Raw genomic sequence first — 15,221 nt, 5'->3', positions numbered from 1 at the left:
GGCTACGGCGCGGGCGACTGCACGCTCACCGCGACCGCGCCCGCACCGACATGCAGCGCGAGCACCGATCCCAGCTCGGTGATGATCGCCGGTTCGCACGCCGGCAGTCGCTCGCCCAGCGCCGTCGCCACGTCCCGGGCGCCATCCGGGTTGTTGACGTGATGCACTGCCAGGGCGGCGGCATCGTCGCCGACGACCTGGCAGACCCGTTCGATCATCGCCTCGGTGGCATGGCTGACGGTGCGGACCCGTTGAGCCAGAACGAGTTTGCCGTCATCGATACGCAACAGCGGCTTGAGGGCCAGCGCGGTGCCCAGCCACGCCTTCGCCCCGCCGATGCGTCCGCTGCGCCGTAGGTTGTCCAGTCGGTGCACCACGATGAAGGCGTGCCCACGGTCCACGGCCGCGCGCGCGGCGTCCGCGACGGAGTCGACGTCTGCGCCGGCGGCCGCAGCCCGCGCGGCGGCCAACGCGACGAAGCCGGTGCCCATCGCGGCCGACTTCGAGTCGACGACGCGTACGTTCGGATCCAGGTCGGCCGCGGTGCGTTCGGCGGCCCGGCAGGTTCCCGACAGCGCCGACGAAATGTGCACGGCCACTACCCCGTCGGCGCCGCTGTCGGCCAGCGCCTGCTGGTAGGCGTCGGCGAGTTCGGCCGGGGTGGCCGCCGCCGTGGTGGCCGCGAGTTTGTAGATGTCGTCGGGAACGTCATCCACGCCGTCACGCAAATCGGCGCCGTCGAGCAAGATGTGCAACGGAACGACGCGTATCCCCCACTTTTCGCGCAGGTCGGCCGGCAGACGTGCCGACGAGTCGGTCACCACCACGACAGTCACGAGCGCTACCCGCGGGGCTTCTCGTTGGGCATGCCGGCCCTATTGCGCGGCGCCTCCTCATCGCGCTGCGCGTCCCCCGCAAGCGGGAGGTGCCCCCGCTGCATCGTTGCCACGCCGGCTTCGGCGAGCGCCTTGAGCATCAACTCCGCCACCGCCTGGTGGGCTTCGAAATTCCAGTGGATACCGTCGGGGTTTCCCCGTCCGCTCATCACCTGTTCGGCGACAGCGGCTTTCAGGTCCACCAGGGGCACGTTGTGGTTTTGCGCCCATTCGGTGATGGCGGCCGCGGTCCCCGCGCGGCCGTGGTGGGCCCGGCCGTAGGTGTCGGCGACGTGCACGGACGGCAGCGAGGCCACGATCGGGATACCGGGGCGGTTGAAATCGATTGCGCCACGGGTCTGTTCGAGATAGTCGGCACTCAGATGCGGAGGCAGCGCCGATCTGGCCACCGGTGAGAGCCTGGGCTGCAGCCAGCCATAGCCGTCGCGGACCCAGCGCCGCAGCCACGGCGGCCGCACATAGCGGATCAGCTCGCGCAGCGCGGTGGGCAGCACCGACGGCAGCGAATCCATGCCGCCGGTCGCGAAGATGACGGCGCCCGCCCTCGGCAGCGCCGCCCACGCCCGCGGATCCTGGGTCGCCGCCCACCAGATGTCACGGCACGTCCAACCGATGCGGCCGATCAGCTCGACGTCCCAACCCAGTTGCGCCGCAACGATGTTCGGCCAGATCCGGGGATCGTCGGCGGGTAGGCCCCCGGTCGGCCCGTAGTAGGCCAGGGAGTCGGCGAATATCAGCAGTGTCGGCTTCGACGGCCGCTCAGAGGACATCGTTGGACACCTGCGCCGAAGCGTTCCACACATCCAGACGCCAATGGATACTGTCGAATTCGTCGGCCGGATCGTCGTTGTGGCCGGACACTTGCACCCAGCTGGCGTTACCCATGCCACCCAGGATCGGCCAGTTGGCGACGGGAAGCTTCAGCAGCGCGGCCGACAAAGCGGCGATCAGCCCGCCGTGGGCCACCAGCACCACCGGGCGATCGGGCCCGTCGGGATCGCCCCATTCCGGCTCGCCGGACACCAGTTCGGCAACCAACGGCACGCTGCGGGCGGCGACGTCGACCCTGCTCTCCCCGCCATGCGGCGCCCAGGTGGCGTCTTCGCGCCAGGCCAGCCGGGCGCCGGGGGCCTGCGCGTCGACCTCGGTGTGCGTCATTCCCTGCCAATCACCGAGATGGGTTTCCCGCAGCCGCTGGTCGACCCGGATCGGCAGGCCGGTCAGCTCGCCCAGCCTGACCGCCGTGTCGTAGGCGCGGTGCAGATCCGACGACACGATGAGCAACGGCTGCACCTTGCCCAGCACCTCGGCGGCCGCGACGGCCTGCGCCCGGCCGAGTTCGCTCAGTTCGGAATCCAGCTGACCCTGCATGCGGCTGCCGGCGTTGAACTCGGTTTGCCCGTGCCGCAACATGATCAGACGACGGACCCTCATGACGCGCCCGACTCATCGGAATCGACGCGGCCCTCATCCAGGTCTACCGGCACCACCGGGCAGTCGCTCCACAACCGGTCGAGGGCATAGAAGTCGCGGTCCTCCTGATGCTGGATGTGGACAACGATGTCGCGATAATCCAGCAGCGTCCAGCGGCCTTCCCGCGTCCCCTCGCGACGCGCCGGCTTGTAACCGGCCTTGCGCATTTTCTCCTCGACCTCCTCGACGATGGCATTCACCTGTCGCTCGTTGGAGGCCGAGGCGATCACGAAGCAGTCCGTGATGGCCAGCTGCGCGGAGACGTCGATGACGATGACATCGTCGGCAAGCTTGGCGGCGGCGGCGCCGGCGGCCACCGTGGCCATGTCGATGGCCTCCGGGGTGGCGCTCATGGGTGTTCCCCTGCGCTCAACCGTGTTTCGCCGGCCGGCACCGGCGGCACCACCTCGTCGCGGTAGAGCCGGCGCTTGGAGACGTACTGCACGACGCCGTCGGGCATCAGGTACCACAGCGGGCGGCGCTGCGCCGCGCGGCGGCGGCAGTCGGTCGAGGAGATGGCCAGCGCCGGGATCTCGACCAGGGTCAGCGCGTCCTCGGGCAGCTCACCGAGCACGCCGGTGACGTGTTCGCGGCGCAGCTCGTAGCCGGGCCGGCTGACCCCGATGAAGCGGGCCAGCTCGAACGCCGTCTCCCAGCCCTGCCACGACAGGATGGACGCCAGCGCGTCGGCGCCGGTGATGAAGTACAGCTCGGAGTCCGGGTTGAGGGCGTGCAGGTCGCGCAGGGTGTCCTTGGTGTAGGTGGGGCCGGCGCGGTCGATGTCGACCCGGCTGACCGTGAACCGGGGATTGGACGCCGTGGCGATCACCGTCATCAGGTAGCGGTCCTCGGCGGCCGAGACCTGCCGATCCTTCTGCCAGGGCTGACCGCTCGGCACGAACACCACTTGGTCGAGGTCGAACAGGTCGGCGACCTCACTGGCGGCAACCAGGTGGCCGTAATGGATGGGGTCGAACGTCCCACCCATCACTCCCAACCTGCGAAGCTGCTTTTGCACGATTTGCCAGCTTACTTGAGCCGGTGTTACGGCCCGATTTCCCAGGTGTTGGTCACATGCGCCCCACCCGCCCCTGCTCGGGGCGGCATGTCTGCTGCATGCGGTGTCTCCGCGGGCGGAGGCGGCCGTGACGGCAGTGCCTGACCCCGGCCGGTGTCACACGGGCAGCAGCTGGTCGATCACCGCGGCCAGCTGCTTGGCGGACCGGCACTCGTGCATCGTGATGACCTCTTGGTAGCGCGGCACCGCCGAGTCACCGCTGCCCCACAGGTGCTTGGGCTCGGGATTCAGCCAGTGCGCGTGCCGGCTGGCGGTCACCATGTGGCTGAGCAGCTCGGTCTCCGGATTGCGGTAGTTGGTGCGGCCGTCCCCGAGCACCAGCAGCGAGGTGCGCGGTGAGAGCACATTGGGGAACGCCTGCACGAACGACGCGAACGCGTTGCCGTAGTCGGAATGGCCGTCGCGACTGTAGACGCCGGACTCCCGGGTGATCCGCTGAATCGCCACCGCCAGATCGGCTTCCGGGCCGAACATGTGGGTCACCTCGTCGGTGGTGTCGATGAAGGCGAACACGCGCACGCGTGAAAACTGTTGGCGCAGAGCGTGAACCAGCAGCAGGGTGAAATGGCTGAATCCGGCGACCGAGCCGGACACGTCGCAGAGCACCACCAGTTCCGGGCGCGCCGGGCGGGGCTTGGCCAGCACGACGTCGATCGGCACCCCGCCGGTGGACATCGACTTGCGCAGGGTCTTGCGCAAATCAATCGTCCCGGCCCGGCTGCGGCGCCGGCGCGCGGCCAGCCGGGTCGCCAACGTCCGGGCCAGGGGCGCCACCACCCGGCGCATCTGGCGCAGCTGCTCACCAGAGGCGCGCAGGAATTCCACGTTCTCGGAAAGCTGGGGGATGCCGTACATCTGGACGTGATCGCGGCCCAGCTGCTCCGCGGTGCGCCGTTTGGTCTCGGCGTCGACGAGCTTACGTAACTGGGTGATGCGTTGCGCGGCAATCGATTTGGCAATTTCTTCTTGACTGGGAGTGGGTTCGTCGCCGTATGAGGCGAGCAACCCGGCCAGCAGCTTGCCCTCGAGTTCGTCGAGTGCCATCGCCTTGAGCGCCTGATACGACGAGAAGGACGGACCGCGGCTGGAGCTGTATTTGCCGTAGGCCTCCACGATCCTGGCAATCATCGCGACCAGGCGCTCGTCCATGTCGGCGAGGTCGGGGTTCTCGGTCAACAGATCGGCCAGCATCTGGCGCATCGCCTCGACGTCGTCGGGCGGCAACGCGCCGTCGTCGGGCGAGTCGCCGGCCTCGTCGTCGGTGACGACCGCGCGCGCCCCCAGTGCCGCAGGGAACCACAGGTCGAACATCGCGTCATAGGTCTCGCGGTGATCCGGACGGCGCAGCACGGCGCACGCGAGGCCCTCGCGCAGCACCATGCGGTCGCCCAGGCCGAGCGTCGCCATCACCCGGCCGGCGTCCACGGTCTCCGAGGGGCCGACCGAAATACCGGCCCCCCGAAGGGCTTCCACGAATCCCACCAGGTGGCCCGGCAGCCCGTGCGGGGCGAGCGGCCGGGTGGGTCGGACACGGCGGGTGGCCATCGCAGGTTTCCTAATTCAGCCGCAGCTCGCCCGTCGCGCGCTGCTGGTCGGATTGATGTTTGAGCACCACGCCCAGCGTGGCCGCCACGACGGCGTCGTCGATGGTGTCCAGGCCCAGCGCGAGCAGCGTGCGGCCCCAGTCGATGGTCTCGGCGATGGACGGGACCTTCTTGAGCTGCATCCCGCGCAGCACGCCGATGATGCGGACGAGCTCCTCGGCCAGGTGCGCGGGAAGTTCGGGAACCCGGGACAACAGGATGCGGCGTTCCAGGTCGGGACTGGGAAAGTCGATGTGCAAGAACAGGCACCGACGCTTGAGCGCCTCGGACAGCTCGCGGGTGGCGTTGGAGGTGAGCACCACCAGCGGCGTCCGCTCGGCGGCGATGGTGCCCAATTCGGGGACGGTCACCGCGAAGTCCGACAGCACCTCCAGCAGCAGGCCCTCGATCTCGATGTCGGCCTTGTCGGTCTCGTCGATGAGCAGCACCGTGGGCTCGGTGCGCCGGATGGCGGTCAGCAACGGCCGTTGCAGCAGGAACTCCTCGCTGAACACGTCGTCTTTGGTCTGGTCCCAGTCGCCCGAACCGGCCTGGATACGCAAAATCTGCTTGGCGTGGTTCCACTCGTAGAGCGCACGCGCCTCGTCGACGCCCTCGTAGCACTGCAGGCGCACCAGGCCCGAGCCGGTGGCCTGGGCGATGGCGCGGGCCAACTCGGTCTTGCCCACGCCGGCCGGGCCTTCCACCAGCAACGGCTTGCCGAGCCGGTCGGCCAAAAACACCGCCGTCGCGGTGGCGGTGTCGGGCAGGTAGCCGGTCTCGGCCAACCGCCGCGAGACGTCGTCGATGTCGTCGAACAGCGGCTTGGACCGGGCGGGCACGCTCACAATCGGTTCTCCTAAAGCATTTTCCGGCCGCGGGGCATCAGACCGGACGGGTCTGTCCGTCTCCCCACGCAACCCATTTGGTCGAGGTCAATTCGGGCAGCCCCATCGGGCCGCGGGCATGCAGTTTCTGGGTGGAGATGCCGATTTCGGCGCCGAAACCGAACTGCTCACCGTCGGTGAAGGCGGTGGACGCGTTCACCATCACCGCGGCGGCGTCCACACCGTCGGTAAACTTCTGCGCCGCAGCCATATTGGTAGTGACGATGGCCTCGGTGTGTCCGGTGCCGTACTCGTTGATGTGAGCGATCGCGGCGTCGATGCCGTCGACCACCGCCACCGCGATGTCCATCGACAGGTACTCCCGGCGCAGGTCATCCTCGTGCGCATCCTTGGCGAATCCGCCGTGCACGGTCACGCCGGCGTCTTGCAGGGCGTTGATCAGCCGCGGCAGCGCCGCTTCGGCGATCGCGGCGTCGACCAGTAGCGTCTCGGCGGCGTTGCAAACGCTGGGCCGACGGGTCTTGGAATTCAACAGGATCCGCTCCGCCACATCCAGGTCGGCGCCGTCGTGCACATACACGTGGCAGTTGCCGACGCCGGTCTCGATGGTGGGTACCTGTGCGTCACGAACCACCGCGTCGATCAGGCTCGCACCGCCGCGCGGAATCACCACGTCGACCAGGCCGCGCGCCTGGATCAGATGCGTCACGGTCGCGCGGTCATCCGCCGAAAGCAGTTGCACCGCATCGGCGGGCAGGTCCTCGCTGACCAGCGACGCCCGCAGCACCTGGACCAGCGCCTGATTGGACCGGGCCGCCGACGAACTTCCGCGCAGCAGCACGGCGTTGCCGGACTTCAGCGCCAAACCGAAGGCATCGACGGTCACGTTGGGCCGGCCCTCATAGATCATGCCGACGACCCCGAGCGGAACCCGCTGCTGGCGCAGCTGCAGCCCGTTGGGCAGGGTGTAGCCGCGCAACACCTCCCCGATCGGGTCCGGCAGCCCGGCGACCTGACGCAGGCCGGCGGCGATGCCCTCAACGCGCTTGGAGTCCAATGCCAATCGATCCAGCATCGCGGCGGGCGTTCCGGCGGCCCGGGCGGCCTCGAGGTCTTCCGCGTTGGCCGACAGGATCAACTCGGTGTGGGCGGTGATCGCGTCGGCCGCGGAGCTCAGCGCCTGGTCCTTGGCAACCGTCGGCAACAGCGCCAGGACACGGGATGCGGCCCGGGCGCGGCGTGCCGTGTTGTGCACCTCCTGGCGCAAGTCAGGAAGCGATGGTGCTTGCAGACTCATTGAACCAGAGTATCCGGCGGAAAAAGCCAGCGTGCGGCGGCCCGCTACCCGACCCGCTCGCCCCGCCGGGCGCTGCGCACCTTGCCGCGCCGCTCCTCGATGATGTTGCCGAAGTTCTGCATCAGCAGCGGCGCCCGCGTCACCAGGTGTTCGATGTGTTCCCGGTCGATTTCCAGCGCCGTGACCTCCTCCAGCGCGTACGCGCTGGCCAGATTCTGTTGCCTGGTCAGCACCGTCAGCCCCAGAAACGACCCCTCGACCAGCGTGCTGATCGGCACCATCGAGCCGTCGTCGGCGGTCGCGGTCAGCTGCACCCGCCCGGCGACCAAGAACGTCATGGTCGTGGGCACCTGGCCGGCATACTCCACCACCTCGTCGGCGCCGTAACGGACGATCCTCGCGGCGGACCGCAGCGATCGCTGCTCCTCGGCGCCGATCCGCAGCGCCGGAGCCACCACCGTGTGCAACGCATGCTCGACCCGCTCGATCGTGGAGAAGTCGTCGTCGGCGCCGTCGAGGTGCAGGTTCTCTCGTCGCGCGGCATACCAGGCCCAGCGCAGGAAGGTCGCCTTGGCCGCGCCGGCGTCGGCCGGTGAGTTCAACTCGATGGTCGTCCGGTACTCGCCCGCCCCTGCGGGGACCGTCCGCGGCGCGCTGCCGGCCTTGAGCTGGGGCAGCCCCCCGGCGATCCGCGACAGCAGCGCACACACCCGGTCCGGCGGGTCGACGCTGGAGAACGTGGTCGTCACCGCCAGCTGGTGCGCGCCGGGCGGTCGGCTCAGATTCGTGAACGCCTCGCTGGCGAGCATCGCGTTCGGCATGACCCGAATCCCGCTGCCGGTATCGATGTGCACGGCGCGCCAGTTGACCTCGACCACCCGTCCGCGAGCGGTGCCGGTGTCCAGCCACTCGTCGATGCGGAAGGGCTGCTCGAACAGCATGAACAAGCCCGACACGATCTGGCCGACGGAGTTCTGCAACATCAGACCGATGACAACCGAAGTGACGCCCAGCGCGGTGAAGATGCCGCCGATCCGCACACCCCAGATGTAGAACGACATCACCGCCAAGCCGACGCCAATCACCACCAACCGGGCGCAGTCGAGAAAGATCCCGGGTAGCCTCTTGCGCCAACTCTTTTCGGGTGCGCCCGCGAAGATCGTGGCGTTGAGTCCGGAGAGCGCGAGGACGAGCACCAGCAGACCGAAGACCGTGGTGAGGACGCGTACCGGAACGTCGTCGGCGGGGACCTGGGAGGCCTGAACCAGCAGCAGCAACAGCGCACCGAGCGGCAACACATAGTTGCGCAGCAGGCTCACCTGCCTGGCCAGCGGGCTGTTCCTACGCAGCAGCGCATCCTGCAGCTCGGTGAGAGCGATGAGCCCGAGCGGCAACCCGACCGCGATGCCGATCGCCCAATAGAACCACGAAGAGCTGAAGAGGTTCATCAGCGCTCCAGCAACCGGTAGATGACCTGATCGGTACCGCCGACGGAGATGGTGCCGGCGGGGGTGAACTGTCGAACGTCGCGCATCGCCTCGTACACCTGCGAGCTCAGTAGATGCCCGGTTGCGGTGCGCCACTGTGCATTTGATAGGCCAGGCTGACCGCGCCGCCCCACATGTCGTAGACCAGGCTGGACCGGCCGACCAGCCCGCTTACCACGTTGCCCGTGTTGACGCCGACGCGCAGCCCCAGCTGGTGGCCGGCCGCGCTGTTGAATCGATCGATGATGCGACCGATTTCCAGTGCGAAGTCGATGGCGCGGTGCATGCTGTCCAGGCGGGGCGTGACGACACCGCAACTGGCCAGATAGCCGTCGTGGAACGTGCGAATCCGTTCGACGCCAAGGGCTTCCGCGGCCGAGTCGAATTGCCGGAACAAATCGTTGACGGTCGCGACCAAATCGTCTTCCGGCACCGCGCTGGAAATCTCGTCCAGGCCGAAGATGTCGGCATAGATGACGGCCACGTCCTGATGCTTCTGGGCGATGGTCTCCTCGCCCTCGCGATAGCGTTGCAGAACCGACTCGGGCATCAGCGCCAACAACAGGCGGTCGTTTTCCCGGCGCTGCTCGTTGAGCAGCTCTTCCTTGATGGCCAGGTTTCGGCTCATTTCATTGAAAGCCGCTGTGAGGTCCCCGATTTCGTCGCGGCGCCGGACGGGGATGTTGATCTCGTAGTCGCCGGAGCTGATCTTGCGGGTGCCCTCCTCGAGACGCCGGACCGGCCGCACCGCGGCCTGGGCGACGAACATCGAGACCACACAGATGGCGAAGACCATCGCGGCGACCGCCACCACCAGCGTCTTGCTGAACCTGCCGAGCCTGGCGAACGCGTCGGAGTTGTCACGCGTCGCGAGGATCGACCAGTGCAGGTCGGAATTGGGGATGCTCAGTGGCGCATAGGCTTCCAGCTCCCTATTGCCGGTGTAGTCGGTGGCGCTGACCACCCCCGTCTCGCCGCGCTGGGCGGCGCGTAGGCCGGCCGAGTCGACCGGCTGCACCAGCGTGGTGCTGCCCAACCGGATCGCCCGGTCCACCACGTCGGGCGGCGTGCCGGCGTCGATCGCCTGGCGCCGGTAGTCCTTCGGATCCTCGATGAATTCCCGTGAATCGGAACGCATCAGGTCGTCGGGACCCGCCAGATAGGTTTCGGTCGCCGACCCCATTCCGGCGGCGTCCCAGTGCTTGTCGGCGGTCATGATCTTATTGATCTTCGCCAGCGGCACCGGCAGCGCCATCACGCCGTCGAATTTGCCGTTCATCCCGACCGGTGACACCACCCATGCAGTGGGGGTGTCCAGGTGCGGCTGGTACTGCTGAAAGTCGGTGATCCAGACGAAGTCGAGGTCGTTGGACGCCAAGGCCTTTTGGTAAGCCTCTCGCAGCTTCGATTCGCGATACGGGCCCGTGAGGATGTTGGTTCCCAGGTCGGGCCCCTTCATCACGCTGTAGACGACATTGCCGCCCATGTCGAGCAGCAGCGCGTCCCGATAGTCGAATCGGGTGACGATGCCGCGCATGTAGAAGTCGAAGCGGGCGTTGGCCGCCGACCATGCGCTGCCGTCACCGGCGTCCTCGACGGGCAGGGCGTCGGGGTTCGGCCGGGCGCCGGCGGTGTAATGCGCCTGAATGTATTTCTGCGCGTTGGTACTTGGTAGGACTGCCCTGATGTCTATCGTGTCCCCGGTGATCTGCTTGATCGGTCTGATCATGTCGTTGTCGTAGTAGTTGACCAGCGTCTGTTGTTGGGCGGGGGTGATGGTCGCGTTGCCCAATTGACCGAATCCGGCAACCAGCGTGGTCATCGCCTCGTTGACGCTGAATCCGCCGCTGTAGACGATCAGCGAATTCGACACCTCGCGGAACAGCGCCTGTACCGCCCGCTTCTGCGATTCGCGCATCTCGATCAACCGTTCCGATTCGACCTGGCGCAACGCGTTACGGCCGGACACGGCGCCGATGAGGCCTATCACTGCCACACCCAAAATGCTCGACAGCAGCATCGTGATCAAGATCTTGGACTGGATGCCGAACCGGAAGCGGGCCAGGGCGCGCTGCCGCACGCGCTTCGCGGCCGGTTGGGCCGGACCAGGATCGGTATGGGGTTGGGCGTCCGTCAACTCGCTCGTGGTCAATCGCCTGCCCTTTTCTCGTTCGATCCTGCCCCCTAACGCAGCAGAGTATCGTGCGGACATCGAGATATTCGGCGTTTGCCGTGACGCGATTTCGGCGTCGAAAGTGCCGGTGGCCCTGGTGTGCTTTGCCATCCCGGCCCGACTAACGTCTGCGGCATGACACGCGTTTGTGTGGTGGGCAGCGTGAATCTCGATTTGTCGTTGCGTGTCGACGCCCTGCCACGGCCCGGCGAAACGGTGTTGGCGTCGTCGTTGACGCACGCCCCCGGCGGCAAGGGGGGCAATCAGGCGGTGGCGGCGGCGCGCGCGGGCGCGAACGTGCAGTTCGTCGGGGCGCTCGGTGACGACGCGGCCGCGGGCCAATTGCGCTCGCACCTCGAAACCAACGGCGTCGCGCTGGACGGAGCCGTCGAAATCTCCGGACCCAGCGGCACGGCCATCGTGGTGGTCGACGCCAACGCCGAGAACACGATCGTGGTGGCCCCGGGCGCCAACGGTCGTTTCAAGCTGAGCGACGAACGTGCCCGCTCGGTCGTCGGCGACTGCGATGTGATGTTGACCCAGCTCGAGATTCCGGTGCTCACGGCGGTCGCGGCCGCGCAACATGCGCGTTCGGCGGGAGCGGTCGTCATCGTCAACGCTTCGCCGGCCGGTCAGGATCCCCGCGCATTGGCGGACCTAGGGGCCGCGGCGGACGTGGTGATCACCAACGAAGAGGAAGCCGACGAATGGCCTTGGCGGCCAGAACATTTAGTGGTCACACTGGGTGCGCACGGCGCCCGCTACGTGGGCGCGGACGGCGAATACACCGTAGCAGCCCCGACGGTGGATGCCGTGGACACCACCGGAGCCGGCGACGTATTCGCCGGCGTCCTGGCGGCGAATTGGCCACCTAAGCCCGGCGCGCCGGATCAGCGGCGGCTCGCGCTGCAACGAGCCTGCGCGGCGGGTGCGCTGGCAACGCTCGTCGCCGGCGCCGGCGCTTGCGCACCGGACGTCCATGCGATCGACAAGGCGCTGCGGGGGGCGTTCTAGCGGTTCTGCCCGCACGACCGATCCCCGGACACCGTGACCACGGCCAGAAGACTGATGACCGCGATGCGCGGTCCCGTGCTGGCGCGGGTCACGCGGACCGGAACCTACGAGCGCCAGCCAGCGACGCCACCCCGCTGACCTGCGGTTGGCAGTGCTTGGCAGCGGCCGGCGTCGATCTGGCAGTGGTTTGGGAGCAGCGTCGGTGGCGATCGCAGTCCGCCAAAGAAAGGAACATCATGTCCGCTACCACGATTGACCGCACGGGCACCCGGGACGGCTTGCTTCGCCTCGCCATGCGCGCCGACGCCGCCATCAGCGGGCTGGTCGGGCTGGCCGGTCTCCCGTTCGCCGGCTGGCTCGCCGACCTCTCGGGCACCACGAAGGCGTTCGAGTACGGCATGGCCGCGTTCTTGATCGCGTACGGCGTGCTGGTGTTGGGGCTGGCCACCTTGCCGTCGGTGCGGCGCGCCGGGATGGGCGTCATCATCGCCAACGTGGCGTACACGGTGGGCGCCATCGTTCTGGTGGTCGCCGACGTCTTCCCGTTGACGTCGACCGGCGTGGTGTTGAACCTGGTGGCGGGCGCCTACACGCTGGTGTTCGCCGAAGTGCAGTATCAAGGCTGGCGCCGCGCCCAGGCGTGAACCCGGATGCTTCGGGCCCGCTCGGTGACCCGGGCGGGCCCCGTAAGCGCGCCGGCTAGTCCTTGGGAATTTCGCGTTCGATCTCGTCGAGCCAGATGCGCGCGGACATGTCGGACGGCGCGCGCCAATCCCCCCGCGGCGACAGCGAACCCCCGTGCGACACCTTGGGCCCGTTGGGCAGTGCCGAGCGCTTGAACTGGCTGAACGAATAGAACCGCTCCACGAAGACCTGCAACCAGTGCCGGATTTCTTTCAGCGAGTAGGACGGCCGTTTGTTATCGGGAAAGCCCGGCGGCCAGATGCCGTGGTCGGGATCGCTCCAGGCGTGCCAGGCCAGAAAGGCGATCTTGGACGGCCGGAATCCAAAGCGCAGCACGTGGAACAGTGAAAAGTCCTGCAGCGCAAACGGTCCCACCTTTGCCTCGCTGCTCTGCAGCTCTTCTTCCTCGCCGCTGGGAACCAGTTCCGGGGTGATCTCGGTGTCGAGCACCGATTGCAGCACGTCACTGACCTCCGGCTCGAACTGTTCCGACGAGATCACCCAGCGGATCAAGTGCTGGACCAGCGTTTTGGGCACGCCGGCGTTGACGTTGTAGTGCGACATCTGGTCGCCCACACCGTATGTCGACCAGCCCAAGCCCAGCTCGGACAGGTCGCCGGTGCCCAGCACGATGCCGCCACGCTGGTTGGCCAACCGGAACAGGTAGTCGGTGCGCAAACCGGCCTGAACGTTTTCGAAGGTGACGTCGTACACCTTCTCGCCGCGCGCGAACGGGTGATCCATCTCCTTGAGCATCAGCTCCGCGGTCTGGCGAATGTCGATCTCGTCGAACGTCACACCCAGGGTGCGGCACAGTTCGGACGCGTTGCGTTTGGTGCGGTCCCCGGTCGCGAAGCCGGGCAGCGTGAACGCCAGAATGTCGCTGCGCGGCCGTTGTTCGCGATCCATCGCGCGGGCGGCCACGATCAGGGCGTGCGTCGAGTCCAGCCCACCGGAAATCCCGATGACCACCTTCGGGAAATCCAGTGCGCGCAGGCGCTGTTCGAGGCCGGCGACCTGGATGTTATAGCCCTCGAAGCAATCCTGTTCCAGCCGCTGCGGATCGGCGGGCACGAACGGGAAGCGCTCGATTTCGCGCCGCAACCCCAGGTCGCCAGAAGGCGGGTCCAATCGAAACTCGATGTGCCGGTAGGCCTCCGTCGTTGCCCGGTGGTGGCGCCGGTTGTCGTCGAACGTGCCCATCCGCAGCCGCTCGGAACGCAGCAATTCGATGTCGACGTCGGCGATGCTGCGTCGCTCCCCCTTGGGAAAGCGCTCGGAGGAGGCCAGCATCACGCCGTTTTCGAACACCATGGTCTGGCCGTCCCAGGCCAGATCCGTCGTCGATTCGCCTTCCCCGGCAGCCGAATACACGTAGGCGGCCAGGCACCGTGACGACGCGGACCGGGCCAGCAGGCAGCGGTCCTCGGCGCGCCCGATCGTGATCGGGCTGCCGGACAGGTTGGCCAGCACCGTCGCACCCGCCAACGCCGCCTCGGCGCTCGGCGGAATGGGCACGAACATGTCCTCGCAGATCTCCACGTGCAGGACGAAGCCGGGCACGTCGGAAGCCGCGAAGAGCAGGTCGGGGCCGAACGGCGCCTCGACGCCCCCCAGCCGGATGGTGCCGCGCTCGTCGTCTCCCGGTGCGATCTGGCGCCGCTCGTAGAACTCCCGATACGTGGGCAGGTACGACTTCGGCGCCACCCCGAGCACCGCGCCGCGATGGATCACCACGGCGGCGTTGTAGATCCGGTGCCGATGGCGCAGCGGGGCACCCACGACCAACACCGGAAGCAACTCGGCCGAGGCGGCGACGATCTCGGCGATGGCCTTTTCGACGTCGTCGAGCAACAGATCCTGCAGCACGATGTCCTCGATGGAATACCCGGACAGCGTCAGCTCCGGGAAGACGGCCACTGCGACGGCGTCGTCGTGGCACTCCTTCGCCATCCGCAGGACCGTCTCGGCGTTGGCGGCCGGGTCACCGATGGCGGTGTGGTGGGTGCATGCGGCGACGCGGACGAAGCCCTGGCTGTAAGCGTTGTAAAAGTCCATCGCCCTTCCATCGTCGTCGCCGGTGTCAACTCGCCGCCGCCGGGTATCCCCGACGGCATGAGCGACACGGCCGTCCTGGTAGTCGACATGATGAACACCTATCAGCATCCCGACGCTGAAAATCTAATACCCAATGTTGAAAAGATCATCGAGCCGCTGGCCGAGTTGGTCGGCCGGGCCCGTGCCACCGAGGGCGTGGACCTGGTGTACGTCAACGACAACTACGGCGATTTCACCGCCCAGTTCTCCGACATCGTCCGGTCCGCCTGCGACGGGGCCAGGCCCGATCTGGTGAAGCCGATCCTGCCGACCGACGAGTGCCGCGTGATGACCAAGGTCCGCCACAGCGCGTTCTATGCCACGGCGCTGGCGTATCTGCTGGGCCGGCTGAAAACCAAGCGGTTAATCCTCACCGGCCAGGTGACCGAGCAATGCATCCTCTACACGGCCCTGGACGCGTACGTACGCCATTTCTCCGTGGTGATCCCGACGGATGCCGTCGCGCACATCGACCCCGAGCTGGGCGCCGCGGCCTGCAGGATGATGGAACAAAACATGTCCGCCGAGCTCACGACGGCCGCGGACTGCCTGGGCTGAGCCTGATTGTCCTCCTCCTCAGCGGCCCGGCGG

General features: G+C 67.5%; 13 protein-coding genes and 1 pseudogene. 3 read left to right on the top strand and 11 right to left on the bottom strand.

The window, feature by feature from the left end:
• Nucleotides 1-2: 2 nt before the first annotated feature.
• The 10 genes and pseudogenes from BST14_RS01955 to BST14_RS01910 form a co-directional block, all read right to left on the bottom strand.
• On the bottom strand, nt 3-836 hold the full coding sequence (locus BST14_RS01955) for a DegV family protein (RefSeq protein WP_083062922.1): 834 nt from the start codon (nt 834-836) through the stop codon (nt 3-5).
• Between the two features lie 5 nt (nt 837-841).
• Nucleotides 842-1,666 carry a diglucosylglycerate octanoyltransferase gene (gene octT / locus BST14_RS01950; protein WP_083062921.1) on the bottom strand — a complete coding sequence of 275 codons (825 nt, stop codon included), beginning with the start codon at nt 1,664-1,666 and terminating at the stop codon, nt 842-844.
• Entirely contained in the window at nt 1,656-2,330 is a 675-nt protein-coding gene (gene gpgP, locus BST14_RS01945; protein WP_083062920.1) for a glucosyl-3-phosphoglycerate phosphatase, read from the bottom strand. The genes octT and gpgP overlap by 11 nt, the downstream gene beginning before the upstream one ends.
• The gene (rsfS, locus tag BST14_RS01940; protein ID WP_083062919.1) at nt 2,327-2,722 is read right to left on the bottom strand and encodes a ribosome silencing factor; all 396 of its coding nucleotides are present in this window, start codon (nt 2,720-2,722) and stop codon (nt 2,327-2,329) included. Before rsfS ends, gpgP begins: the two co-directional genes overlap by 4 nt.
• The gene (nadD, locus tag BST14_RS01935; protein ID WP_083062918.1) at nt 2,719-3,387 is read right to left on the bottom strand and encodes a nicotinate-nucleotide adenylyltransferase; all 669 of its coding nucleotides are present in this window, start codon (nt 3,385-3,387) and stop codon (nt 2,719-2,721) included. The genes rsfS and nadD overlap by 4 nt, the downstream gene beginning before the upstream one ends.
• A 156-nt stretch (nt 3,388-3,543) precedes the next feature.
• On the bottom strand, nt 3,544-4,992 hold the full coding sequence (locus BST14_RS01930) for a vWA domain-containing protein (RefSeq protein ID WP_083062917.1): 1,449 nt from the start codon (nt 4,990-4,992) through the stop codon (nt 3,544-3,546).
• Nucleotides 4,993-5,002: 10 nt separating this feature from the next.
• Nucleotides 5,003-5,878 (bottom strand): AAA family ATPase, encoded by an 876-nt coding sequence (locus BST14_RS01925; RefSeq protein WP_083062916.1) that lies wholly within the window; start codon nt 5,876-5,878, stop codon nt 5,003-5,005.
• 37 nt (nt 5,879-5,915) lie between these two features.
• On the bottom strand, nt 5,916-7,175 hold the full coding sequence (locus tag BST14_RS01920; protein ID WP_083062915.1) for a glutamate-5-semialdehyde dehydrogenase: 1,260 nt from the start codon (nt 7,173-7,175) through the stop codon (nt 5,916-5,918).
• A gap of 44 nt (nt 7,176-7,219) precedes the next feature.
• Nucleotides 7,220-8,623 (bottom strand): mechanosensitive ion channel family protein, encoded by a 1,404-nt coding sequence (locus tag BST14_RS01915; RefSeq protein ID WP_083062914.1) that lies wholly within the window; start codon nt 8,621-8,623, stop codon nt 7,220-7,222.
• Nucleotides 8,623-10,814: pseudogene (locus BST14_RS01910) on the bottom strand (adenylate/guanylate cyclase domain-containing protein). The gene BST14_RS01915 and the pseudogene BST14_RS01910 overlap by 1 nt, the downstream one beginning before the upstream one ends.
• 156 nt (nt 10,815-10,970) lie before the next feature.
• Here BST14_RS01910 and BST14_RS01905 point away from each other — a divergent pair.
• Both BST14_RS01905 and BST14_RS01900 read left to right on the top strand, forming a co-directional pair.
• Nucleotides 10,971-11,849, top strand: a complete 879-nt coding sequence (locus tag BST14_RS01905; protein WP_083062913.1) for a ribokinase — start codon at nt 10,971-10,973, stop codon at nt 11,847-11,849.
• 236 nt (nt 11,850-12,085) lie between these two features.
• Nucleotides 12,086-12,493: a hypothetical protein gene (locus tag BST14_RS01900; RefSeq protein ID WP_083062912.1), complete on the top strand. Its 408-nt coding sequence runs from the start codon at nt 12,086-12,088 to the stop codon at nt 12,491-12,493.
• A 55-nt stretch (nt 12,494-12,548) separates the two neighbouring features.
• Here BST14_RS01900 and BST14_RS01895 read toward each other — a convergent pair whose 3' ends face one another.
• The gene (locus tag BST14_RS01895; RefSeq protein WP_083062911.1) at nt 12,549-14,591 is read right to left on the bottom strand and encodes an NAD(+) synthase; all 2,043 of its coding nucleotides are present in this window, start codon (nt 14,589-14,591) and stop codon (nt 12,549-12,551) included.
• A gap of 57 nt (nt 14,592-14,648) precedes the next feature.
• On the opposite strand from BST14_RS01895, the gene BST14_RS01890 reads away from it, so the two are divergent.
• A complete protein-coding gene (locus BST14_RS01890; RefSeq protein WP_083062910.1) occupies nt 14,649-15,188 on the top strand; it encodes a cysteine hydrolase family protein in 540 nt (179 codons plus the stop codon).
• Nucleotides 15,189-15,221 lie beyond the last annotated feature (33 nt).

The sequence above is a fragment of the Mycobacterium arosiense ATCC BAA-1401 = DSM 45069 genome (assembly GCF_002086125.1).
GTDB lineage: Bacteria > Actinomycetota > Actinomycetes > Mycobacteriales > Mycobacteriaceae > Mycobacterium > Mycobacterium arosiense.
The sequence above is the reverse complement of the archived record's forward strand: the minus strand, read 5'-3'. Positions and strand labels throughout refer to the sequence as shown.